This is a genomic window from Chitinophaga sp. (assembly GCF_039596135.1).
In the GTDB taxonomy this organism is placed as follows: domain Bacteria; phylum Bacteroidota; class Bacteroidia; order Chitinophagales; family Chitinophagaceae; genus Chitinophaga.
Genome location: NZ_JBCNKH010000089.1, coordinates 1 through 24,681 on the forward strand (window position 1 = coordinate 1; position 24,681 = coordinate 24,681).

General features: G+C 43.7%; 23 protein-coding genes. 10 read left to right on the forward strand and 13 right to left on the reverse strand.

Annotated features, from left to right (window positions below; all coding sequences use genetic code 11):
* Positions 1–197 precede the first annotated feature (197 nt).
* The 9 genes from ABDW16_RS28230 to ABDW16_RS28270 all read right to left on the reverse strand — a co-directional run bounded on the left by ABDW16_RS28230 (position 198) and on the right by ABDW16_RS28270 (position 11,128).
* Positions 198–1,007 carry a type 1 glutamine amidotransferase domain-containing protein gene (locus ABDW16_RS28230; RefSeq protein ID WP_343674499.1) on the reverse strand — a complete coding sequence of 270 codons (810 nt, stop codon included), beginning with the start codon at positions 1,005–1,007 and terminating at the stop codon, positions 198–200.
* Between the two features lie 19 nt (positions 1,008–1,026).
* Entirely contained in the window at positions 1,027–1,686 is a 660-nt protein-coding gene (locus tag ABDW16_RS28235; RefSeq protein WP_343674501.1) for an antibiotic biosynthesis monooxygenase family protein, read from the reverse strand.
* 12 nt (positions 1,687–1,698) lie between these two features.
* On the reverse strand, positions 1,699–2,499 hold the full coding sequence (locus tag ABDW16_RS28240; protein ID WP_343674502.1) for an alpha/beta fold hydrolase: 801 nt from the start codon (positions 2,497–2,499) through the stop codon (positions 1,699–1,701).
* Positions 2,496–3,074, reverse strand: a complete 579-nt coding sequence (locus ABDW16_RS28245; RefSeq protein ID WP_343674503.1) for a hypothetical protein — start codon at positions 3,072–3,074, stop codon at positions 2,496–2,498. Before ABDW16_RS28245 ends, ABDW16_RS28240 begins: the two co-directional genes overlap by 4 nt.
* Before the next feature lie 3 nt (positions 3,075–3,077).
* Positions 3,078–3,650 carry a cupin domain-containing protein gene (locus tag ABDW16_RS28250; RefSeq protein ID WP_343674504.1) on the reverse strand — a complete coding sequence of 191 codons (573 nt, stop codon included), beginning with the start codon at positions 3,648–3,650 and terminating at the stop codon, positions 3,078–3,080.
* Positions 3,651–3,660: 10 nt separating this feature from the next.
* Positions 3,661–3,882 (reverse strand): 2TM domain-containing protein, encoded by a 222-nt coding sequence (locus tag ABDW16_RS28255; protein ID WP_343674505.1) that lies wholly within the window; start codon positions 3,880–3,882, stop codon positions 3,661–3,663.
* 180 nt (positions 3,883–4,062) lie between these two features.
* Complete coding sequence (locus tag ABDW16_RS28260; RefSeq protein WP_343674506.1) at positions 4,063–5,994, reverse strand: sigma 54-interacting response regulator; 1,932 nt, start codon at positions 5,992–5,994, stop codon at positions 4,063–4,065.
* 12 nt (positions 5,995–6,006) lie between these two features.
* Positions 6,007–7,992, reverse strand: a complete 1,986-nt coding sequence (locus ABDW16_RS28265; RefSeq protein ID WP_343674508.1) for a histidine kinase dimerization/phosphoacceptor domain -containing protein — start codon at positions 7,990–7,992, stop codon at positions 6,007–6,009.
* A 721-nt stretch (positions 7,993–8,713) separates the two neighbouring features.
* Positions 8,714–11,128 carry a bifunctional YncE family protein/alkaline phosphatase family protein gene (locus ABDW16_RS28270; protein WP_343674510.1) on the reverse strand — a complete coding sequence of 805 codons (2,415 nt, stop codon included), beginning with the start codon at positions 11,126–11,128 and terminating at the stop codon, positions 8,714–8,716.
* A 187-nt stretch (positions 11,129–11,315) separates the two neighbouring features.
* On the opposite strand from ABDW16_RS28270, the gene ABDW16_RS28275 reads away from it, so the two are divergent.
* Positions 11,316–12,197 carry a hypothetical protein gene (locus ABDW16_RS28275; RefSeq protein WP_343674511.1) on the forward strand — a complete coding sequence of 294 codons (882 nt, stop codon included), beginning with the start codon at positions 11,316–11,318 and terminating at the stop codon, positions 12,195–12,197.
* Between the two features lie 120 nt (positions 12,198–12,317).
* Here ABDW16_RS28275 and ABDW16_RS28280 read toward each other — a convergent pair whose 3' ends face one another.
* Positions 12,318–13,469, reverse strand: a complete 1,152-nt coding sequence (locus tag ABDW16_RS28280; protein ID WP_343674513.1) for an alpha/beta hydrolase — start codon at positions 13,467–13,469, stop codon at positions 12,318–12,320.
* A gap of 68 nt (positions 13,470–13,537) precedes the next feature.
* Here ABDW16_RS28280 and ABDW16_RS28285 point away from each other — a divergent pair, with 68 nt between their 5' ends.
* From ABDW16_RS28285 to ABDW16_RS28310, 6 genes are all read left to right on the forward strand, one after another.
* Complete coding sequence (locus tag ABDW16_RS28285) at positions 13,538–14,467, forward strand: AraC family transcriptional regulator (protein WP_343674515.1); 930 nt, start codon at positions 13,538–13,540, stop codon at positions 14,465–14,467.
* A 52-nt stretch (positions 14,468–14,519) separates the two neighbouring features.
* The gene (locus ABDW16_RS28290) at positions 14,520–16,673 is read left to right on the forward strand and encodes a TIM-barrel domain-containing protein (protein ID WP_343674516.1); all 2,154 of its coding nucleotides are present in this window, start codon (positions 14,520–14,522) and stop codon (positions 16,671–16,673) included.
* A 164-nt stretch (positions 16,674–16,837) separates the two neighbouring features.
* The gene (locus ABDW16_RS28295) at positions 16,838–17,728 is read left to right on the forward strand and encodes a helix-turn-helix transcriptional regulator (protein WP_343674517.1); all 891 of its coding nucleotides are present in this window, start codon (positions 16,838–16,840) and stop codon (positions 17,726–17,728) included.
* A gap of 202 nt (positions 17,729–17,930) precedes the next feature.
* Positions 17,931–18,932, forward strand: coding sequence for an NADP-dependent oxidoreductase (locus tag ABDW16_RS28300; RefSeq protein WP_343674519.1), 1,002 nt, complete (start codon positions 17,931–17,933; stop codon positions 18,930–18,932).
* A gap of 66 nt (positions 18,933–18,998) precedes the next feature.
* Positions 18,999–19,799 (forward strand): oxidoreductase, encoded by an 801-nt coding sequence (locus ABDW16_RS28305; protein WP_343674520.1) that lies wholly within the window; start codon positions 18,999–19,001, stop codon positions 19,797–19,799.
* A gap of 6 nt (positions 19,800–19,805) precedes the next feature.
* Positions 19,806–20,375: a Crp/Fnr family transcriptional regulator gene (locus tag ABDW16_RS28310; RefSeq protein WP_343674522.1), complete on the forward strand. Its 570-nt coding sequence runs from the start codon at positions 19,806–19,808 to the stop codon at positions 20,373–20,375.
* Positions 20,376–20,430: 55 nt separating this feature from the next.
* On the opposite strand, the gene ABDW16_RS28315 is transcribed toward ABDW16_RS28310, so the two are convergent.
* The 3 genes from ABDW16_RS28315 to ABDW16_RS28325 form a co-directional block, all read right to left on the reverse strand.
* Positions 20,431–21,000, reverse strand: coding sequence for a class I SAM-dependent methyltransferase (locus ABDW16_RS28315; RefSeq protein WP_343674523.1), 570 nt, complete (start codon positions 20,998–21,000; stop codon positions 20,431–20,433).
* Between the two features lie 11 nt (positions 21,001–21,011).
* Positions 21,012–22,061, reverse strand: a complete 1,050-nt coding sequence (locus tag ABDW16_RS28320) for an ankyrin repeat domain-containing protein (protein ID WP_343674524.1) — start codon at positions 22,059–22,061, stop codon at positions 21,012–21,014.
* A 67-nt stretch (positions 22,062–22,128) separates the two neighbouring features.
* Positions 22,129–22,731: an NAD(P)H-dependent oxidoreductase gene (locus ABDW16_RS28325; RefSeq protein ID WP_343674526.1), complete on the reverse strand. Its 603-nt coding sequence runs from the start codon at positions 22,729–22,731 to the stop codon at positions 22,129–22,131.
* Positions 22,732–22,839: 108 nt separating this feature from the next.
* On the opposite strand from ABDW16_RS28325, the gene ABDW16_RS28330 reads away from it, so the two are divergent.
* Genes ABDW16_RS28330 through map form a run of 3 tightly spaced genes read left to right on the forward strand, consistent with a single transcriptional unit; the run spans position 22,840 to position 24,467 of the window.
* On the forward strand, positions 22,840–23,208 hold the full coding sequence (locus ABDW16_RS28330; protein ID WP_343674527.1) for a helix-turn-helix domain-containing protein: 369 nt from the start codon (positions 22,840–22,842) through the stop codon (positions 23,206–23,208).
* Between the two features lie 38 nt (positions 23,209–23,246).
* Positions 23,247–23,696, forward strand: coding sequence for a GyrI-like domain-containing protein (locus tag ABDW16_RS28335; protein WP_343674528.1), 450 nt, complete (start codon positions 23,247–23,249; stop codon positions 23,694–23,696).
* Between the two features lie 6 nt (positions 23,697–23,702).
* Positions 23,703–24,467 carry a type I methionyl aminopeptidase gene (gene map, locus ABDW16_RS28340; RefSeq protein ID WP_343674530.1) on the forward strand — a complete coding sequence of 255 codons (765 nt, stop codon included), beginning with the start codon at positions 23,703–23,705 and terminating at the stop codon, positions 24,465–24,467.
* Positions 24,468–24,681: the final 214 nt, after the last annotated feature.

A 24,681-nucleotide genomic window follows, 5' to 3' on the forward strand; every position in this document is an offset into this window, starting at 1 on the left:
GAAGATTGTTTTTATAGGAATAATAAAGGCCGGTTCCGCAGAACCAGCCCTTATAGATCTTTTTTTATTCTTTTTTTCTCAAGCCTTGTTTTTCAACATAGAATACAGGCTGTTTTTATTCGGGTACCTGATGGAAACAGGGCATCGTTTTAAGCGATTCTCAGGAGGTTATTTTATTTTTGATCCAACCTCTTAACTTACTTTTTGGCCAGCCAGCTTTCCACCGCCCTCGAAAATTCCGCCACATCTATAGGGTGCCTGCTGGTTATCAGGTTTCCATCCACCACCACTGGTTGTTCCAATACCGTACCCCCGGCGTTCTTTAAATCCACCTGTATATTCCAGTACCCCGTCAGCTTCTTCCCTTTTAAAATATCAGCAGAAGCCAACACAACCGGTGCATGACAAATAGCGGCAATCAGTTTTCCCGACTTATTGAAATCCTGAAGAAACTTTATCACATCTTTATCATAGCGCAGGTTATCAGGGTTCCATGCTCCGCCGGGTATAAAAACCGCATCATAATCGCTTACTTTAATCTTGTCTGCAGTACGATCAAATTTTATCCAGCCTACGGGTTGCAAATACTGAATAGCCATGATATGTGTCTTTGACATTTCCGGGTACATCAGGCCATACCGCTCCGGTGCAGGATTATACTTTGGCGCTACAATATCTACCTGGGCGCCAAGCTGTCTAAAATACCATACAGGCCCGAGTAATTCAATTTCCTCAAAACCATCAGCAGCCAATACGGCGATCTTTTTATCTTTTAATACAGTCGGATCCGTTACTGGCGTAAAGAAGAAAGCCTTTAATGCCTCGTTTCCCGGCGCATTCAAGAGCTGGGATACAGGCATATTCACAACTACTGATGAAGATCCAAGTTGATTCAATACTGAAAGTTCATGACTGTTCATTGCCGTTGTTTTAACCTGTGCTGTTGCATTCAATATAGTAAAAACACTTACTATACCGGCCAGCATGGATTGATTTAAAAACTTCATTTTATCAGATTTTTAATTGTTACTGAAATCTTATCAGCCTGTGAAGCCCGGCCTGGAAAGGTTGTTGCTTAATGCTGCTGTTCAGATAGTTAATCACAGGCTGAATAGGTGGAAAATTCAGGTGATACTGAAAGGCACCTTCATTCCTGAATTTTTCATAGGTTACAAACCGCGTACTGTCTTCTTCCAGTTGTGAAAGCTGGTAATTGATCACACCTGGCTCGCTTCTGAATTGTGGCATGGCGGTATGATACACTTCTTTAAACCGGCCCTCAGTTCCGGCCTTGCAATCCACAAACAACATAATTGTGATGGGGGTATCATTCTTCATGGGTTCTCTTCGCCATGCTGCTTTTGAAAGCGGTTCCAGGTCTTTTACATAGATCGTTTCCCCTTTTTCAAATAATGTACCTACACCGCTCCTGATTTTCTCCAACCACCGTTTACTGGTCCATCTTTCAATGAGCCACATTACAGAGGGGTTTCCCTCTTCATAGTACGCCTCAGCCATAATGTTATTTTCATTGCCAACTGCCCCTTTCACATACTTCCCAAGTAACTCAGAAAATTCTTTCGCATGGTCTTTTTTCACTTCAAACCGGGTTAATACAACCACCTGCGCTTTCGCATAGCTGCTGCCCAGCAGCACACACATAGCGAGCATTAATTTTCTTATCATAGTAAATCATGTTTATTGTGCAGCCTTCATTAACAACGCTGAAACTGTGTGTGGTTCCGCCAGAAAGGGAGAATGACTTGTGTTCACCGTGTATACGGTTTTTATACCCGCCGCTGCTATCATACGGTCCTGCAGAGTTGGTGAGATCACTATATCCTTCTGTGTTTTGATATATATTTTATCTACTGAACCAAAACCTTCCTTCGTCAGCGTTACCTTGTTGGCAAATGGAATGGCCGGCTCTGCCCGATAGTTGGTCAGCACCAGGTCTTTAACAGCCTGCGAACCATCGTTAATAAAAAGATACGTGAGACTGTCATGTTTTACATCAAGTGTCAATTGATCGGCTGAAGGTATCAGCAATGGACCCAACCTGGAGCCAGGGTCCGAATAAGCAAGATCCGTAAGCGCCTGTCCTGTTGCAGGAAGAAAAGCCCCTATGTAAACCAGTTTTTGAATCTTATTGGGAATCTTTTCTGCCACACTTGTAATGACCATTCCACCCATACTATGTCCTACGAGAATTACATTACCGTCGGTTTTAGCAATAGCATTGATCACTGCATCCCTGTATACATCAAGACTTAACCGATGGGGCGCCGTTGTGTCAGCGCCATGACCCGGCAGCTCTACTACAATCACTTTGTTGCCATTTTTAACAAGATCAGCCTGCACAGAATCCCAAACGTACGGAGCCTGCCATGCACCATGTACCAGTACATAAGTTTGGGGAGCGGCACCACTGTTAGCGCATGACGCTGCGGTTGTAAGAAATGCTGCAATAACAAGCAGCGCTATAATTGACTTTTTCATTGAAGAGGTTTTAAATTTTCAGGTACCGGCATATCAAATCCGTTTAAAATAATTGCTATAAAACAATAGCCCCCGATAAGAAAGAAGAGCTCTGCCACCGCATCCTGTCCAAGTAGCTGCACTGCCCGTTTATAAGTTGAATCCGGCACTACATGACCCGCAACCAGGATATGAGCAATATTATGTGCAATGGCCTGCTGTTCATCCAAACCATAAGGATGATTGCCCGCTGCAAGCGATGCGATCACATCAGGCGAAATACCAAATACTTCGCCCATGATCTCATGCGCATACAGTTCGAAGCGTGCGCCAAAGGCAGCTGCGACTGTTAGTATAGCCACCTCGCGCACACTTTTGTCAAGCGTTGCATGCATATCGAGCGTTTTGAGAAAACTCAACGCCGGGATACCGAACTGCGGATAGTGTAACATAGGGGGAAAAGGACCCAGCAATGCCCCCTGTGCATCCATCATTGTTACCTGGCTTTGACTTCGGCCCACAAGGCTGGCGATCTCATTATGTACTGAACGGGCTTCGATACCAAGCGTATCTGGTGGTAATGGTTGTATACGCATGGTTTAATTTTTGGGGGTTACAATTTCATGTGTAAACTCCCCATCGATCAGCATGAAGGCCATACGGCAGATTTTGCCCGAGCGGTTGGCCCAGGCATGATTGGTGCCGTTTTGAATAATGATATCACCCGCCTGAATAATCGTCTCTTCCCGATCCAGCACCAATGTTATTTCGCCTTCAAGTACAATTCCGTAATCGACCGTTTGGGTGCGATGCATCAATGGATGCGGGGCCGCTTCGCCAGAGGTCGAGGCTTTTTCATCACCCATTGATTTGAATTTAGCTGCTGCATCTGCGCCGGTTAGTTTTCGTATTTCTTCACCTTCCGGTGGAAATTCAATCACCCGTATGCGTGTCCCGTTTTTAGGCGGTGGCAATATCAACCCCTTTTCCTCAGGCTCTGCCGGCTGCGCGTAGATCAACGCCGGCGTTTCCAACGTATGCCATACTTCAAAAAATGTAGGGCCACCGGGTCCTCCTACAAGTTGGGTATGCGTAGGCGGTGCATCGGCAATAATAACCGCTGTACCATCAGTGTCATGGCCTGTTATTATACGTCTGAATGTTTTTTGCATATAGCTGCTTTTAATTGCTCTTTGATTTTTTAAAAACAAATACACCCAGGTAATGGAATAAAATACCAATACCCCATGCAAGGGTGGACCACAATGGCCAGGGGTAGCTTCTATTGGTGAAGTACCACACAATCCACATAGCAGGAAGGGAAAGCAGGAAAACGAGGAGATGAATTCTGAAACCCTTTTTAGGGTTCACGGAGGCTGCGCTCCATTGATTCGGGTAGGTCATACAAATAGTTTTGGTCTATGCTGACTATTTGTATGCCATTGATAACATGCGGGGAAAAGTAATTTTATAATAATCTGAAAGTAAGATCAATACAATACAGAGCGGGAAAAAGAACACAGCAAGGCGCTCCGATATTCTCGGAGTTTAATTACCAAAACTCCGAAAATGTCGGAGTTTTCATCAGTCAAAATCCTGTCTTCTTATATTCAGCCTGGTCATTTTCGATTCCAGGGTGGTAGGCTTTATATTTAGTAATTCCGCAGCACCATTAACTCCCCTTATACGGCCTTTTGTTTTTCTGAGGATGGAAGTAATATATTCTCTTTCTGTTTCCTGCTGAATATGCTTTACTTCATCAAATGTATTAATACTGGTTTTTTCGATAAAACTAAAAGCCGGCGAAGAAAGGTCCCGCATTAGTTGCAATTTCGACCGGCCATCATTCAGCACAACAGACTGCTCTACAACATTCTCCAGTTCACGAATATTTCCAGGCCAGTTATAGGCGTATATTTTCTGGATCATTGCATCCGAAATCCCATTAAAGGGTTTATTGAATTCCTTACAAAATTTATTTCCGAAAAACAGGATCAGTGCTTCTATGTCTGTTTTACGCTCACGCAATGGCGGTAAAGTAATGGGAAAAACGTTCAGTCGATAATACAGGTCAAGACGGAACCTTCCTTCGGCTACTTCTTTTTCCAGGTTGCGGTTGGTGGCGGCAACAATGCGAACATTCACTTTTACCGGTGAGTGGCCGCCCACATATTCGATCTCTCTTTCCTGCAAAACACGTAACAATTTCGTTTGTATAACAAGCGGCAGTTCTCCCACTTCGTCTAAAAAAATAGTTCCGCCTTCAGCCTGTTCGAACTTCCCCTTCCTCTTTTCAATAGCCCCCGTAAAAGCCCCCTTTTCATGACCGAACAACTCAGACTCTACCAATGTTTCAGGAATAGCAGCACAGTTAACTTTAATGAATGGCCCCTTTTTCCTGGCTGAAAGTTCATGAATGGATTGGGCTATTTTTTCTTTTCCTGTGCCACTCTCGCCCAATATCAGAACAGATGTATTATAAGGCGCCACCTGCTTTGCAAGGTCTAATGCAGCTAATAAAAGATGGTGATTCCCAATTATGCTTTTGAATCCGGGATAAATCTCCGCTTTTTCCGGAGACACAGGCCGATCCTTTTCTGCAGATGTCTCGTAATAGATAAGCTTTTCCGCCAGGTCTGTCAGGCATTGTTTTATCCGGTTTAGAAAAGTAAGATGGTTCTTACTATAAATACCCGATCGGCGACTATAAAAAAAATAATGCACCGACAATCCATAGCCAAGCGAAACAGGAAATACCAGATATGACTCCATGCGCAAACAATCTAACAATATTCCCTGCAGTGAATTGTTCGGAAAATTACCGTTGCTATAAATAATTCCATTGCTGTCAGCATGGCTATTTTCAACAGCTGCATAAAAAGATCTGTTGTTTAAACCCGTCATGGTGAGTAATTCTTTTTCACCAATATGCTGGTATTCATCAAACCCAACCCGCAAATAACCTATATCAGTGAACCGTTCCCCATTCTGGGGCCTTACTCCCGTTGCCATAAAATCAAACGGGATAAAAGATTGCATAGCCCCGGCCAGCTTTAATAATTTTAACTGAATAGCAGATTCCTCATTACTGATCTCAGTCAGTAAGCTTTGCAAACGCTCTTCAATCCGCAATTTTGACTCAAGGCTATGCGTATGACGGTACCATGCAATATCCAGGGTGATCAGCAGGTCTTTCTCCCTGAATGGTTTAACTAAAAATCCATAAGGCTCGGTTGTCTTTGCCTCTTCCAGTACTTTTTGGTTAGAGTTGGCAGAAACATAAATGAATGCAATATTATCATCCTTTAGCTTCCGTGCCAGCGCAATTCCTGAACGTTTTCCGTTTAACCGGATATCTAAAATTACCAGGTCTGGCGTTTGCTGTTGCAAACATGTATCGGCTTCTTCAACCGAAGCAGCAATTCCTATTACATTATACCCCGCCTGCGTTAATATTAACCGCAGGTCATTGGCCACTATAAATTCATCTTCTACAATAAGTAATTTTTTATTCATCGGAGCTTGCTTTTAAGAATTAACAAATAGTTCGATCACTTCAAACCGGATGATTACACTTAGCCCATTATCACTTACAATATTAACAGTACCTTTCAACTGCTTTGCAAGTCCCTGTACAAGGTTAAGTCCCAACGAATTATGCGTTCTTACGTCAAAACCCATCGGCAGCCCGATACCATTATCTGAAATCTTGAGTAATACATGATCGTCGTTGATAGTTTGCAGACTGATACTGACCGTCCCTTTACGATCGCCGGGGAATGCATACTTTATAGCATTCACGATACATTCATTGATGATCAACCCGAGGGGAATGGCCTGTGACACATCAAGCGCAATGGGTTCAATTGCCTGTTGAAAAACGATCCGGTTGCCGGTATCGAAACTGTCATGTAGGTAACTCAACAGATCTTTGATGTAATCAGGCATGGAAATGGTGGAAATATCTCCGGACAAATAAAGCTTTTGATGTATCAGCGACATGGCCTGCATCCGCCGCAGGCTGTCTTTTATTGCCAGCACAGCTGCGTCATTATCCAGGTAGGCGGATTGTGAATTAAGCAGGCTGGTTACCATTTGGAGGTTGTTCTTTACGCGGTGATGGATCTCTTTAATAAGCCATTCTTTTTCTTTCAATAATATATCCTGTTTCGTATTCAGTGTTTCTAAAAATATATTTTTCTGGTCCAGTTCTTTTTGATGCACCTGCAGTTTGTGATTGCTTTTGAGTTTTAGCAAATAACGGTTAAATAGTAATCCTACAATGATCACTAATAACACTACGCACGACAGGGTAATATTTTTTGTTCTGTTGGCCTGCTCAACCCCGATACGCTGCAGTTGATTCTGGTTATTCAGAGTTTCAATATCTTTTTCCTTTTTAGCCGTTTCGTACTGCACCCTTAATTCTTCCATTTGCCAGCTTTTGGTTTCATTGAAGATAGAATCGTTCAATTGTTTGTGCCTTAACAAATGTTTCATAGCTGAAGGATAATTTCCCATGCCGGAATCGGCCCTAAAAAGCAGCAGGTGAATATCTTTAGCTTCCGAAAGCGAATTAGTCGCTTCAGCGGCGCTCAGGGCCTTTTGCAAATAGGCCGCCGCCTTCCCGTATTGCGTTTTACCGATGAAATACTGGCCTAACTCATAATGAATATCGGTTGTAATTTCATTGTCTTGCTGCAACTGACCGGATAACTTTATCAATTCAAGATAATATTTTTCAGCCTGCCGCTCCTGTTTCACCGCATGGTAACAAAACGCCAATGAACCAAGCAGGCATGCCTGCGCATGCACACCAAGGGGTTTGTTTTTTGCATAGATGTCAAGAATATATGCCAGTGCTTCCTTTGCTCTTTTTATTTTTATAAGCTCCCTTGCAAAAAAAAATGCATCCCTGAATATAAAAACATTGTTATCACCTTTAAATACCCGGTCTCTGAGCGCTTTTGAATACCACTCCACGCTTTTGTCTGGCTGACCAGATTCCCGGTACATATTTGCAAGGCGACTATAAAAAGTAAGGGCCGAAGTAGAATCATGCGTAGCTTCCACACTTTCTATTGCCTTTGAGCCATAAAAAATACATTTACTAAAATCTCCTTTATCGCGGCAGGTTACCGCCAGCAGGTCGTAAATATAGTGCAGGTCCGGGTATCCGATGGCTTTGTAACGTTCAAGTACCTCCAGCAACGCTGTTTCAGCAAGATCCAGCTTTCCATCTACCAGGTGTATATCCGCAATTGTCTTTAATACCCATGCCTGTCTTTCCTGGTTACCGCTTTTTTTATAAAGCGAATACATTTTTTCAAAACAGTAAAGCCGGGTTACTCCGGTCTTCTCACGCAGCGGGATCAGCGTTGCCAGTTCATGCCACAAAAGTGCTTCTTCTTCCTCATTACCAGGCACACTTATTTTATCTATGGTTGTTTGGTATAACTTCTTACTTTGCTGCAAACCTTCGGTAATAAAAGATTCCATTGCTTTGATATGCATACGCTCGGGCTGCAATTTTTCAGCCGGATGATGCCCGGCTATTTTATTTGCCTGCTCTAAAAAAAGCAGCGAACTATCCAGGTTCTTTCTGGTTCTTTCGGTATGAAAAAGATAATGCCGACCCAATATTATTAATAAACGAAAGCGGGTCGAATCATTTAGTACACCCAATAGCACAAGCGCTGATCGTATTTCATTTTTTCTGATCAATGCATCTCCTTTTATTAAAACCGCCTCATTCCTGCCATTTTCATATTTTAAAGTCTGGCTTAAATGGAGGGCTTCATCTGCGAAGTAACAGGCACTGTCAAGTTGCGTTCGCGGATTACCGGTTTTGTACAAATAATACTCCCTCCGAATATAATATTGGCCAAGCTTTAGTAAAAGAGACACACGATTTGTATCCGTTTTACTTTTCTGAAGTTGTAAAACCAATTGTGAATGCACATTATCTTTTAACTGGGAAAATGACAAAAACGGGAACAGCACCAAAATGAAAATGGCGACAATAGTAGGGAAGAACGCTTTGCTACAGTGTTGCATCTGGTAAACAACAACTTATTTGTACAGTAATATAGGTCGTTTGCTATGTCTTTCGGTGCAATTTTGAAAAATACCAATACTAAATTAACGAAAATGATGATTGAATGAGTTTATGAAAACACAAAAGGCACGTAAAATACGTGCCTTTTGCAATATTAAACGATGAATCGATATCTACTTACTCATCCCCATCATCATCTCCCCTCAAATTAACAAACGCCGCCCGCTTTGGCGCAGGGAATACTGTTCCTTTTATCCCACTCCACAACACCCTGTTAAATTCCAGATCAGGTACATTATCTTCTTTACTAAAATCAAACTGCTCTGAACGGCGTTGCCACTCATTCACTGCCACATTCTTTTCTGTCAGATCTATATTAGCCCCTACTGACTCATACACCGGATGACGGGCATCTGCCGAAAAACACCGCCACATAGGCATAGCAGCTGCATCATACTGACTCATAGGTGGAATACCCAATATCAACTCGATAGTACGAAGCATAGATGAAGTAGAATACATTGTATGATCTACATATCCCTGTTTTACAAACCCACCGGCCACATATGCCGTACTACGATGCGCATCCAGGTGATCGGCCCCGTTTTGCGCATCATCTTCAATGATAAAAACCGCACTTTCCTGCCAGATCGCACTCTTACTCAGATAGGCCAAAAACATTCCGACCGCCAGGTCATTATCCGCCACATGTGCCATTGGCGACAACTTTCCTTTACGCAAACCTTCCGTATGATCATTGCCCATACGTAATGTATTAAAATGCGGTACCTGCCCTATTGCAAGCAATGAATCAAATTCTGTTTTCCATTGCCTGAAACGTGTTGTATCATACACATTCAAATCCCAGGCTGTATAACCAGGACAAAAATGATTTTTCAATACCGGGATGTTCGCCTTCCCATTGTCTGCAAACTCACCATAAGTACGATAGCTTACTCCTGCCCGCTGACAATGATCCCAGATAAACCCTTTAGGACCGTTTGCAATAGCCCGCTTCCCTTCTCCATCGTACACACCGCCCCGACCACCATAACTGGTAGGCCAGGTCTTTTCGAGGTAGTCTGTTGCATAAGCTGCTGTAGACCAGTTATGGCCATCTGCACTCACCTCTGCATCTACATAAAAGTTATCCAGCAATACAAACTCTTTGGCAATCTTATGTTGATTCGGGGTGACCTGTGCTCCAAAAAGCACCAGGCTTGAATCGCCATTCCCTTCTTTCATATCACCCAATACCTGGTCATAGGTACGGTTCTCTTTAATAATATAAAATACATATTTAATAGGGGAAGCCGCGCCCGTCTTCATCGGAACCGGATTGCCGGCCTCTCCTGAAGTGAGGGTCTCTTTCTCTTTTGTATAAGGTGTATTTTTATATACCTGCTGAGAATATACGGCCAGCTGTTCATCAGTTGGTTCCTTTATGATGCTCAGTGTTCCTTTAAAAAGCCCTGCTATATATTGCACTTCCTTTGGCCGGTTCTTATCTCCGGCCTGGTATTCTACCTCTTCCTTTTTTCTTAAAGGATTAGGACCATAAGGGTTCGCCATGGATGAAAACCCTTTCCCATTTGCCACATATATTTTTTTACCAATCACCTTTACATTTGTTGGGTACCAGCCCACAGGAATAAATCCTTTACTCTTACTTGCCCCGGGTTTGCTCACATCGAATACCGACAGGCAATTGTTATCTGCATTGGCAATGTATAATGTCTTCCCGTTTTCACTCAGGGCAACTCCGTTCGTTGTTGATCCGTTAGGCGCATCCGGATAAAGCGCTGTGTTCAATACCTCAATGACCAGTTTTTTGGTGAGGTCTATTACTGATACAGAATTATCATTCGCATTGGCCACGTACATATATCGTCCATTCCCCGACATACAAAGATCGTTGGGATTATCACCCACCTTTATTTCTCCGCTAAAGGTCTGCTGTTGTGTGTCGAATATCAATAACTTATCACATCCCCAACAGGTGATATAAAGTGTTTTTTTATCGGCAGATAACAAACAGTTATATCCTTCTCCACCGATGGGCAATTGTTGTTTGACTGTTTTAGTAGCCAGATCGATTATATACAGGGAATTATTTTCCTTTGTCAATACATACATCAACTTTCTCTTATCATCTATTTCAATACCTGATGGAGAAATCTTTACAGGCCACTTTCCACCCAGGCTGATACTATCTGCCAGTGACAGTTTTCCCTGTTTCACAGCATACGCAAGAATACGGTTATCATTCCCCCCTGATGCATACAGCAATTTTTCGTCGGCACTAAACTTCAGACCGAACCAGCTTTTGGGTATTACCACTTCATCAGTTACCTGCTGTGATTTTACATCTATCAGTTGAATAGTTTGTATACTTTGCCCGTTATTGGTAACGGCCATGTATTTACGGGATGCAGATACGGCGATATTTAATGGAAGATCACCCAGCGGCAGATGCTCCCCTGCTGGCGTAAGCGACCAGCCATTGGGTAAATGAATAGGATTTGATGCCGTCTGGGCAAAGCCGGTACCTGCAAACAACAATGCAACTGCAATAGTAAATAGATTCTTCATGAGACCTTGTTTATCCAACAACGAAGTTTCAAAATAAAAATCGGGAACAATGTTAATTTAATCTTATCATTTTAGCTAAAATACACACAGGGTTGGTTTCACCTCACGCCGTTCAACCTCATTTTCTTGGCAAATTAATATATTAAATTAAATTTGCATTTCAATATAAAACCTATACCCAAACCCAATGAAACAAAACTGTATCGTAGCAACCCTCCTGGCAGCATTCTGCCTGCTTGCCGCATGCTCGAAGAAATCTACTGACGAACAAATTAAAAACTCAACTGATTCTTCTGACTGTGTACTCGCAAACGTATCTTTCACCTACGACAACAATTTACCTTATTACTCCGACCCTTTTGCTGTAACTTATGACTCTCTCGGACGAATAACTACCAGGCAAAGCTACGGCTCATTCCTTGCTGTTTATAACTACGAGACCGACAAAATCGTTGAACGTGTTTATATCAACAGCACAGTGCCGGTTGACTCATTAATGGTAGAAAAAGATGTGTATGTAAAAGATGCTAATAACCGCATTACTATCTCTTCACAAGCCTGGTATAACAAACCCAAATCAGAGGATGACTACTCCCGCAAAGATAGTTCAGTTTACCAGTATGACGCAGGAGGATACCTTACGTCTAAAAAAATATTTGCCTTTGGCAAGTACCTGAGCGAGGAATTCAATTATACTTACGCAGATAGTAATTGCCTGACGAAGGAACATATTTACTACGACTACTGGACCAGCAAAGATATTGTAAGAAGAGGGGCTGATAGTATTAAATATACCTACGACAAAACTGCCTGGTATCCTGAAACTGCCTACCTGTATGAAGTAAGCAATGGCGGTGATCTCCGGATCGGCAAGCCGAATAAGAATAATGTAGTCCTGATAGCGTTAAAAATGTTTGACGGTTCAGGCACGAACTCCCAAAACCTGTTTACGTCGATTGCCTATACCTATAACAGTGGCGCTAAGCCAGTGAAGGTAAAGGTAAAGGCGCTCACTACCAAAGGGTACCAAACGAATACCGAGGTTAATTTTGGATATAAATGTAACTAAGGCAAAACGAGGCTGTATCGTACTTATGCTACAGCCTCGTTTTATTCGGGTCCCTGATAGAGTTCCATACCATTTAAACGATTCTAAAGGGCCATTTTATCTTTTGATACCACCTCTTTTTTATAATACCTCTTTCAACCATCCATCCACCTCCTGCACCAACCGTAGCGGATTACTTCCCTGGCAATGCGCATCAGCCCCCGTCTCCGCATCCAGTTTCACTAATCTCTTTTTTACTGATGGAATAGCTGCATGCCATTCCTCCGTCTGTTTTTTCCAGATTCCCCCCTCCTGCATACCCAACACTGACAAAAACGGAACCTGCACCCTACCAGGGTCTACCGCTACTCCTGCCCATCTCTGGCGTAACTCGGCCAAATCAGTCACGCCCGCTTTCCACATCAGCACCTGGTGATTCCTGCCAGCTACTTCAGAGATCTCCCCTTCTTCCAACTGCTTTGCCACACCTGCAAATAACTCCTCCGGACATGGTAACGCCGGCGTCGCAATCACTGCCACCAATCGTGGCTCATATGCCGCTGCACGACATGCAAAGTAACCACCAAGACTCATACCAAGCAGCGCCAATCTGCCCACTCCAAAACGTGCTATCAACACATCCACCACCGCTGCAATCGGCTTCTCAACTTCCACTTCCCAGTGAAGCCCCTGCTCCTGCACAATTCCCTGCCCGGGCAGATCAACAAGCGCCACTGCATACCCCCTGTCAATATAATATCTCCCCTGCGATAAGAACCGATCTTCATGACAGGTATCTGCTCCACCTATCACCAATATTGTAGGTGCAGCAGGATTATCCGAAGGATAATAATGACCTGGCAACTCACCACCACCGTATGGTACGCTGAAGCGTATAGCCCCATACCCTAACTCCGCCATCGCCTGATCGAAGAGTTGCTGGCTGGTATGAAACAACCCTTTAAACCGCTCTCCCAGAACCACAAACTGCCACGCTGACCGATAGCATGCAAATGCTTTCAGCCTTGATTCACCTGCAGCACGGGTATGCCCTCTTTTCAACCATCCATCAGCTTGCTCACGCAATACCTCTCCCTGACGTTCAAATGCACTTGTCCAGGAATCTGCATCCCCATCTATGACCTGACTGGCTATATAATATGCCTCTCCGGCAGACAGTCCGCCAGCTGAGCCCCACCCTAGCGCTCCAAGAAAAAACAGATCCATATTCGGATCAGCAAAACGATAACGCTGACTCAATCGCTGAGTCGAATAATCTTTATTCATTTTCATGTCACAAAAATGAATGTATCTTTATAAACAAAATAGCAGGATAACTACTAAAAATAGTCGTAAAAATTATGCCCATACAAAACGACAAACTAAACTACCTTCACTTCTTCAATAAAATAGGCTATAACATCGGCTCAAATTATATTCAGAATGTAGACGTTCACAACTACAAAAGCTTTGATTTCTTCCCCGACCTGGCCATGTTCTTTGCTGCATATACCGTAAAGAAAACCTTCTCCCGCCCAACAGCTGCCCCTAAATTCATCAAAAACAGCATCTGCTTTTTCTTCAAAAATGTATTCGGCGACGTTCACTCAAAGAAAGATGAAAAGCCATTCATACGCATATTCCCCGCGTCTTACACCTATACCAGTATTTTCAAAAAAGACTCCCGCGTAAAGACCGTCTCCGTCCTCATCAGCGCCGAATACCTAAAAGGCTTTCTCCAAAATGATGCAGAGAAATTTCAATATCTATTCGACACCAGCAATGACTTTCTTATAGAAGAAATCATGACTGACGACATCGTTCGCACCATCAACGACATTGTTAAAAACGAAGCACCAGCTACCCTGGCAGACTATCACTACAAACTAAAAGCAATGGAATTGATTTTCCATCTGTTCAAAAGTCTGAGCAAACGGGCACAATCTGCCCACCAGCAACTAAGCGACAAAGACATCAAATCTATCTATAAAGTACGCGACAAGCTTGTCTCTTCATTCGATAAGCCAACCACCATTGCCGAATTAAAACAAATTGCCGGCATGAACGAATTGAAAATGCGTAAAATCTTCACACAGGTTTTCGGCATGGGAATCTATGATTATTATCAGCATTTTCGCATGCACGAAGCAGCCCGGCTAATCCGCGAAGAAAAACTATCCGTATCTGAAGCCGGCTACCAGACCGGCTTTGAAAACCTCAGCCATTTTTCCAGAACGTTTGAAAAGTACATTGGCCAGAAGCCGAAAAAATACGCCCTGAAAATAAGTTAAACCGGTTTAGCTAATTATTTCATACCTTCCCCCCTCTTATACCACATAAAAAATGAAAAACAGAATGCTATTGCTGCTCTTTGCAATACAGGCAGCAACCTTTATTACCACGAATGCTCAGGTCACCAAAACTTCCAGCGGGATCATTGTGAATGCCGGCGGCCACCGGGTGGGACTCTTTACTACCAACAATGCCGCTTTTTGTCTAAGCTTACATGCAGCAACACCACTCCTCATAAAAAGCACGTTTATTGAAATACAGCGTACATCCTCGCCGTACACCGTGATTTCGGCCCCGCCCCTATATGGCATTAAAACAGCCTTTGGCCAGATAACTATCAACGCCACCACTGGTACATGGTCATTGTATGATGCAAAAGGCCAGCCACTGATACAGGATGGTACCTACCGCTTTACTGACACATCGGTAGAAATTAATCATACAACGCAAGGTGTGCTGTATGGTTCCGGAAACATCTCCTCCAAAGACCTTAAAAAGAACCAGTCTGCTTCCGCCGTTGGCAATGGCGTTGCCGGCATTCCGTACCTTTGGAATAATACCGGTTACAGCGCATTTGGTGTTTCAAACAATGATAATACCCCAGCCACCTGGACGAATACCCACCAGCAGCTCACCTGGAAATTCCCCTCCAAAGCCGCCAACCTTTACCTCTGGCCTGCCAGCACGATATACGAGGGTGCAAATGGCTATGTAAAACTTACCGGTAAGCCAAAGCTCCCGCCAAGATGGGCTTTTGGTTATCTCCAAAGCCAGTGGGGCTGGGAAGACAGCACTTATATCTCCAATGTGCTCACCAAATTCCGTACACATCATCTACCTGTTGACGCCTTCATCTTCGACTTTGAATGGTACACCACTACACCTGACTATTCCGTTGGCAAAGCAGGCAAGGAAGGATATAATGATTTTTCTTTCAATCCAAAACTATTCCCTCGTCCTGCCAAACAGATAGCCGATATGAAAGCCCAGGGTGTAAAATTCATTGGCATCCGTAAACCAAGACTAGGCAATGATAAGCGACTGGATACTGCCAGGCAGAACGGTTGGCTCAATAATCCGGACACCGATAGCCGTGACCTAAACTTCAGCAATGCCAACCTGCGAAAATGGTTTGAAGCAAGAACAAAACCTATGTTACAAACTGGTGTGGATGCCTGGTGGGATGATGAAGGGGAATCTTATTATACCTGTTATTACTGGTGGAATACAGCGCAGTACCACTTACTCTCCGCAGTAAGGCCCAACTATCGCCACTTTACCATCAATAGGGCATTCAGTCCCGGCAACCAACGCTTTGGTTATTGCACCTGGGATGGTGATATTCAATCTTCCTGGTCCTCACTGGCCGATGTTCCTAAAGACCTCCTGAATTTCAGTCTGGCCGGTATGTATTATGGCGCCTGCGACATTGGTGGTTTCCACGGCACGCCGGAAAAAGAAACACTTGTTCGCTGGTTCCAGGCAGGGGTTTTCTTTCCAATCATGCGTTCTCATTCAGACCTTGGTACTACTGCCCGCTTCCCTTTCCTTTGGGGGAATGATGGTGAGGCAGCCATGCGCAAAGCGCTTGAACTGAGGTACCAGCTGTTACCATATATTTACAGCCTGGGGCACGAAGCTTACAGCACAGGTGCTCCTGTTATGAGACCATTAGTGATGGAGTTTCCAACAGATACAACGGTCGCAAATATGACGGATGAATGGCTGCTGGGTAAAGGGTTATTGGCTGCGCCACTCTTAAATCCCGGTGGTAAGCGCAATGTCTATTTGCCTGCCGGCACCTGGTACGATTACTTTAATGGGGATGTAATAGCAGGCCCCAAAACAATTGCAGTTGATAAACAACTGGATGAAATACCCGTATATGTGCGTGCTGGTACGATATTGCCAATCAGTCCGGTGGTACAATATTCAGAGCAGACTACTACTGCGCCGCTTGAAATGCATATCTATCCTGGTAAAAATGGTCAATTTAAAATGGTGGAAGATGATGGCACTTCTTACAATTATATCAAAGGCGCAATCCGGACCACAATGTTTTCATGGGATGATACAACGAAAACCTTCAGCTGGGAGGTAAGTGGTGCTTACGCAGGAAAAAATGTTTATAAAACCATGAAAGTGGTGGTAGGTAAAGAAGAGCAGCGTGCAGCTATAGGAAAAGCAGGGAAATTGACTTTTTAAATAAAGCGAAGAACGTGTATCTTAGTTTTGATACACGTTCTTTTCGTGCAAATGCCAACCTTTGATATATCTCCTTTGTTTTTTCAGATGACCCCGTCCACACAGGCTACACTTTTTACCATATAGGCTAATATTTATTTCCCGGCTTTCCGGACCTTTGTACCATGACAGTTATTTATAAAAGTATCTCTGAGTTCATGCGGGATATGGGCATGCCTAAACCGCTCCATCCCCTGCTGGCCCTGGTGAACTATGACAAGAACAACGTCAGCGGTGACTTCGTTGGACAAAGGTTCATGATTGACTTTTACAAAATCTCTTTCAAGAAAGATTTCAGTGGCCAGATAAGATATGGACAAGCCTGGTACGATTTTGCAGAAGGTGGCATGGCTTTCCTGGCCCCGAACCAGGTAGTTACCATGTCTGGCGAGACCAGCTGCCTGGATGGCTATATCCTGCTCTTTCATGCTGACCTGATCCGGAATTATGCGCTGGGCCAGCGCATTCAGCAATATGGATTTTTCTCTTATGCAGTGAATGAAGCCTTGTTCCTGTCGGACAAAGAAAAGAAAGTAATTGAGGGATTATTCGAGAACATTGCTGATGAGCTGGATAATAATACCGATGCCTTTAGCCAGGATGTACTTGTTTCCCAGATTGAATTATTACTGAACTATAGTAATCGTTTTTATAACCGGCAATTCCTGACCCGGAAGGCCATTCATCACGATCTGATCACAGAGATGAATAACTACCTGGAAAGCAGGTTTGCCGACCAGCAGGGAGGTATTCCAACAGTTCCTGAGGTAGCAAAGCACTTACAGGTCTCTCCAAGATACCTGGCCGATATGCTCAGGACACTGACCGGGCAGAGCGCGCAGCAACATATTCATGACAGGCTCATAGAAAAAGCAAAAGTAGCTTTGAGCACTACCAGGCTAACGGTGGCAGAAATAGCTTATCAATTAGGTTTTGAGCACCCACAGTCTTTCAATAAATTATTTAAGCGCTACACCAATCTTTCTCCAAACGGCTTCAGAAAGTCTTTTAATTAACAACCAAAGCGCTTTGGATGACTCATTCGAGAAAACCAATGTCGCTTCAGAAAGTCTTTTAATTAACAACCAAAGCGCTTTAGGTAACTCATTCGGGAAAACCAATGCCGCTTCAGAAAATCTCTTAATTAACAACCAAGGGCAGATCATCTCAATAGGGCTGGTACCTACAGGATATTCTATGCCCGAAAACTAATCTTATATGAAACAAATGAAAGCAATCCGCCTTCACGAGTACGGAGGCCCGGAAGTATTGCGTTATGAAGACGCACCTATTCCAGCATTGAAGAATGATCAGCTCCTCGTACGCGTGCATGCCATAGGCATCAACCCGCCAGACTGGTACCTACGCGATGGATATAAAATGTTACCTCCGGAATGGCGCCCCAATATCCCCTTTCCTATCATTCCGGGCACCGATATCTCAGGTGTTGTAACCGCCATTGGCAAAGACGTAAAAGGTTTTTCCATAGGCGATGAAGTATTCAGCATGGTTCGTTTTCCCAGTATGGGCGAAAGCGCTGCTTATGCGGAATATGTAGCAGCACCGGCATCAGACTTTGCACATAAACCTGCCGGCATTGATCACGTGCATGCCGCAGCAGCACCCATGGCCGGACTCACAGCATGGCAGTTCCTCATTGAATTAGGGCATGATGTACAAAATCCGCTACAGCCGGGAAAACACCATCCTGTACCACTCAATGGCAAAAGAGTACTAGTGAATGGTGCTGCCGGCGGCGTTGGCCATCTTGCCGTACAACTCGCAAAGTGGAAAGGAGCGCATGTCATAGCAGTGGCCTCTGGCAGGCATAAAGAGTTTCTACATACATTAGGTGCTGACGAATTCATTGACTACACTAAGCTGGCGCCAGAAGATGTAGTGCAGGATGTAGACCTGGTACTGGATACCCTTGGTGGTCCTGCCACAGGTCGTTTTTTGCGTACGCTAAAACGCGGTGGTGCCCTGTTCCCGGTATTCTTAGGTTTCTCTGACGGGGAAGAAGCGGAAAAAAGAGGTATCACAGTATCTATGACACAGGTACGTTCCAATGGGCCACAGCTGGAAGAATTCGGTCATTTGCTTGAGTCAGGCATCATCCATGTTGCGATCGACAGCACCTTTCCCCTTGCTGAAGCGCAAAAGGCACATGAACGGGCAGCTCATGGACATATACAGGGAAAAATTGTACTCACCGTTTAACTATTTGCCAAATGGCAAATAATTCCAATTCCGGCCAATCTACCTTCGTACCATAAAACTGAAAACATGTCGAAAACAGTATTGGTCACCGGTGCTTCGTCCGGAATTGGTAAAGCAACCGCTATTTACCTGGCACAAAATGGCTATCATGTATATGGCGCAGCACGCCGTATGGAAAAGCTCCAGCCCCTGCAGGCATATGGCGTCACACCTATTATGCTGGATGTCGCCAATGAGGAAAGTATCGTGGCCTGCGTAGCACAAATTGGCCATATCGATATCCTGGTTAACAATGCAGGGCTGGGCTCCTACGGTGCGTTGGAAGACGTGCCATTATCAGCAGCCAGAAATCAAATGGAAGTAAACCTGTTTGGAGTAGCCCGGTTAATACAATTGGTATTGCCCCAAATGCGGGAGAACAGGTATGGAAAGATCGTCAACATCTCTTCTGTGGGTGGTAAAGTGGGGTTGCCAATGGGAGTTTGGTACCATGCCAGTAAATTTGCACTGGAAGGCATGAGCGATTCGCTCCGCAATGAAGTGAGACAATTTGGAATTGATGTAATTGTGATTGAACCGGGGGGTACCAAATCTGAAATGATGGACCTTGGTGGTAAAGACCTGATGCGGGTGTCGGGAAATACGGTGTATAAGGGACTGGCGAATAGTCTGCAGAAGATGTATACAGAGATGGAGAAGAACTCAGTGGAACCGGTCGTCATTGCCAGGCTGATTAAAAAAGGAATTGAAGCCAGACATCCAAAAACAAGGTATATTGGCGGAGCGATGGCAAAGCCCATGCTGTTTATGCGGAAAATATTGCCTGATGCACTGTTTGACAAAATGCTGATGAGTCAAATGAAATAGTAACTTATGGAACAACTGATTAATTACCTGTTACAATTTGGGCATCTCAACCAACAACAAATAGAACTGATTACCAGCAAGGCTGTAGTAAAAACCACTAAAAAGGATGCATACTATCACGAGGCGGGGAAAATACCCCGTGAAATTATCTTCCTGCTGGAAGGGATAATGCGGGTTTGCTATTACAATAATAAAGGTGATGAGATTACTAAATATTTCCTTGACGAAAATAACTTCATTGCTGATGTAAACAGTTATAACCAGGGTATTCCGAGTACGGAATATATACAGGCCATCACAGATTGCGAATATATTGTACTCTCCAAAGAAGTCATGGAAGAACTGTCTATGACCATTATCAGCTGGGATGCGATTATTGCTAAAGTTACGGCAAAAGGGCTGGCAGAAAAAGTTAACAGGATCAGTCCTATGATGAGTGAAGATGCGACGGAGCGCTACCTGATGTTTTTGAGGAACTTTCCTACCCTGGCCAATAAGATACCATTATCGTACTTAGCTTCTTATTTAGGTATTACGCAATCGTCTCTTAGCAGAATAAGGAGGAATATCCGGTAATTACGGTCAGTGATAACAACAGGGGAATGAATATCTTTTTCAAATCAGGAAGTAATCATTTTATACCACTAAAATAATGATTCCCGCCCTCGTCTTCGAATTCCGCCCCAATAGATAAGCCGGCATCCTGCATGAGTTTTTTATATTCCTCCGCACCTAAAGACCTAGAGGTTTGTGCCGTCATTACATCCTGCCAGGCTACCTTTTGCAGTGGTGCTGTAAATAACAACTTCCCTCCGGGATGTAAAGCAGCAGCCATTTTAGCAATCGCAGATCGCTGTGATGTTTCAGGAAGGAGAAACATTACACCAATGGAAATAATACCATCATAAGTACGATTAAAAAACTGCGATTGCTCCACTGACTCACACTCCACAGGTACATCAGGAAAATTATCCTGAAAAGCGGCTACCATTTTAGCCGATGCATCCACTGCATACACTTGCAACCCTGCTTCCAGCAATATCTTAGTAACCGGGATGCCGGTACCGCATCCCAGGTCAAGTATTACAGCTCCTTCAGCAAAAGACTGTGCCCAGGCCCGAACTGTAGCCGAACCTGTCGCTCCCCTTTGCTGGGAATATAATGCGGCTATGCTGTCATAGCCGTTCGATTTATCTTTCAAATGGTTCCAGTTTATCGTTTATATTCAACACGCGACAATTTAATCGGTGCAGGATTCGCAACCACCCACTTTACAGCCAATTCAAGCATTCTATCTGTATCCCCTGCCTTACGTTTTACCTCCTTCACAATCGTTGCCGTCTCCTCCAATTCAGCTGGCAAAAGCGCATTCCCTGCCTGTACAAATGTAAAAAACGCATCCGCCATCTTCTTAAAATCATCATCCCAGTTAATACCACCATTGCCCAGCAACTCACGGGATATCTTTCCTGAAATCCGGATCACCTCTCCCTGTACTGTTGCAGCCGGACCACTGGAAGGCACCAACAACGCCCATAATTCATTATGCTGATCCTGCCAGGAAGTTGTCTTACACACAATTGGCGACTCCCCATCATGCATCAAACGTTTTGCCACAGGCTCCGCACCGAACAAGCGATATAATTCTTCCAATGCATTGCTCACTTCGCGCACCGAGTCCTTATTGAAATTCGCCCTGTGAAATTCAAACCGCTTCCCTACTTCCATCACAGACTCCTTCATCCTGGGTGTAACCGGCATACCCGCATCCAGGTATAATTTCGCAATCGCAAGGGTTTTAACAATTTCTATATTACTACATGTCTGCAGCGCCAGCTCTAATGGAGTCAGACCTCTTGTATTCACAATATCAGCTTTTGCACCATGTGCTAACAACAGTGCTGTATTGCCGGGATTATGTGCCTCCGCAGCTGCATGCAGGGGTGTACCACCGTAATTAGTGGCCATATTTACATCGGCACCTAATTCCAAAAGCGATGAAATATTTCCAAATATACTACGTGATCGACGGTGTAGCGGAGTATTCCCCCAGGTATCAGTGACTGTTAAATCCGCCCCCTGTTCTACTAACCATACTGCTAACTCATGGGGACAATGATCAAATGCCAACGCAGTTTGTTTATTATAACCGCCCCGGGCATCCAACTCACATTTGGTAAATACATCTTTCAGTTCCTGTAAATTACCTTTCTTCAACAGGTCTTCAAACTCTTTGGGGAGTGTTACTCTTTTCTTTGCCATAGCTGTAAATATATAACTGCTATAGCGATAAACCAATACCTCCGAAAAGGTATTGGCGGAATATAAATCAGTCGATCACGATATCTGCAATACCCTTCTCAAGCGCCGTCTCTTTGATACCAGGCACTTTCACTCCTTCCGCACGGAAAACCGTGAGATCCGTCATGCCCAAAAATCCCAGGAACGCTTTCAGGTAAGGCGCTACAAAATCATGCGCTTTACCAGGGCCTTCAGAATATATACCTCCCGAAGACATCGCCACATATACCTTCTTGCCGGTCACCATGCCCACCGGACCATGTTCATTATACCCAAAGGTAATGCCCGCACGTGTCACATGATCAATCCAGGATTTCAGCGGAGTAGGAATTGTAAAATTATACAAAGGGGCACCGATGACAATGATATCAGCTGCCATTAATTGCCTGACTGCCTGGTCGGAATACCGCAGGGTTTCTTTTGCTGCCGCAGTCAACTGCTCACCGGGAGTGAACATAGCCTGAAGAATAGTTGGGTTTAGGTGGGGTACTTCCTGTTCAACCAGGTTCACTTCTTCTACTGTACTACCCGGATATTTTTCAATCACCTTGCCAATGATCGCTTTACTCAGTTTGGTGCTGTAAGAATTTTCTCCCTGCAGGCTTGAAATTAAATAAAGAATACGTTTCATAAAAAACTACATTTTTAAGGCAGCAAAAATATTGGTAGCGACTGGCAAATAGTGCCGACTTACCTAAAGGAAAGTACTTACATGGAGGAAAGTCCTTAATTTTGCACCATGATCATTGATAATAATATCCCGGATAAAGACGCCTGCGCAGATTCGCTGAAACATGTGCTGGATGCATTGTATGTCCTCGGCGGAAAGTGGAAACTGCCGGTTATTTTAAGTCTTGTACAATCTTCAAAACGGTTTAATGAGATCCAGTATGCGTTGAGTGGAATATCGCCCAAAGTGCTGGCACAAGAGTTGAAGGATTTGGAGTTAAATGAATTTATTACACGTCAGGTATATCCTACCACACCGGTGACCATCGTATATGAAGCAACGGAATATAGCCATACATTAAAAAATGTATTGCGCGAGTTGAGTGCATGGGGCGAGCAGCATAGGGAAAAAATCAGGAGCAGCTTAAAGACGAAATAAGCATTGCTACAAATATTAAATCTTATCTTTAGGGTATTATGACAAACGGATATAAAGTAATCGGCCTTGCAGTCAGAACTACAAACAAGGACAGTCAGGCGATGCAGGATATAGGTAAATTATGGGAACAGTTCTTTGCCGAAAATGTATTTGACAAAATACCCAATAAGCAATCAGGAGAAATACTTTCTATCTATACTGATTACAAAAGTGATTATACAGAAGCATACACCACCATCATCGGCGTTCGGGTCACCACGCTGGATGAAGTTCCGGCAGGACTGACCGGGCGTGAATTTCCACCAGAACAGTTTCAGAAATTCATAGCCAAAGGTGCTATGCCTGCAGCAGTAGGAAAATGCTGGATGGACATTTGGCAGAGAGATGCAGCATTGAACAGAAAATACAGCTACGATTTTGAAGTCTATGGAGAAAAATCCCAGCAGGGAGATCAGTCAGAAGTTGAAATCTATATAGCGATAAAATAAAAAAGTATGTCAATAACAAAAGAATCCGAATTAACCGGCATGCAAAAAGCGAGCGAAGCTGTTGCATATACCCTGAAGGAAATGACGAACTATGCTAAACCAGGTATGAGTACAAAGGAACTGGATGAATATGGGGCGAAGATCCTGGCAGGCTTTGGTGCTAAATCAGCGCCTTACTTAACCTACGGATTTCCAGGTTGGACTTGTATTAGTGTGGACAATGAATTTTGTCATGGTATTCCTTCAGAAAAAAGAATTTTAAAAGACGGGGATTTAATCAATATCGATGTTTCTGCAGAGCTGAATGGTTTCTGGGCAGATAATGGCGGATCATTTGTAATTGGGAATGATGTACACCAGCATCAGCAATTGGTAGATGCATCTAAAGAGATATTACGGAAAGCGCTCAATACCATCAGGGGTGGTGTGAAAATAGCGGACATTGGTTTGCTGATAGAGACAGAGGCGAAAAAAAGAGGTTATAAAGTCATTAAAAACCTTGGTGGACATGGTATAGGCAGAGGTTTGCATGAAGAACCGGGAGAGCTGCTTTGCTATAGGAATAAGCAGGATAAAAGACGGTTTAAAAAGAATTCGGTGGTAGCGATTGAAACATTTATTTCTACTAATTCATCTTATGCAACTGAGCTGAATGATGGGTGGACGATGGTGGGTGAAAGAGGTGGGTATATGGCGCAGCATGAGCATACGATTGTAGTGACGGACGGGCAGCCGATGATATTGACGGAGATGAATGGGATTTTTAATTAGTAATAATATTCAAAAAGGTTGGATCAAAAATAAAATAACCTCCTGAGAATCGCTTAAAACGATACCTATCTCCGTCGGGTACCCGAATAAAAACAGCCTGTATCTTACTTTTGAGTTCGTATGTTTGAAAAAGAAAACATGGCTTTGAGATGAGCTGTAACTTTAATTACAAAATCTCTGAGCCATGTTTACAAAAACACTTAAAGTTACCGAT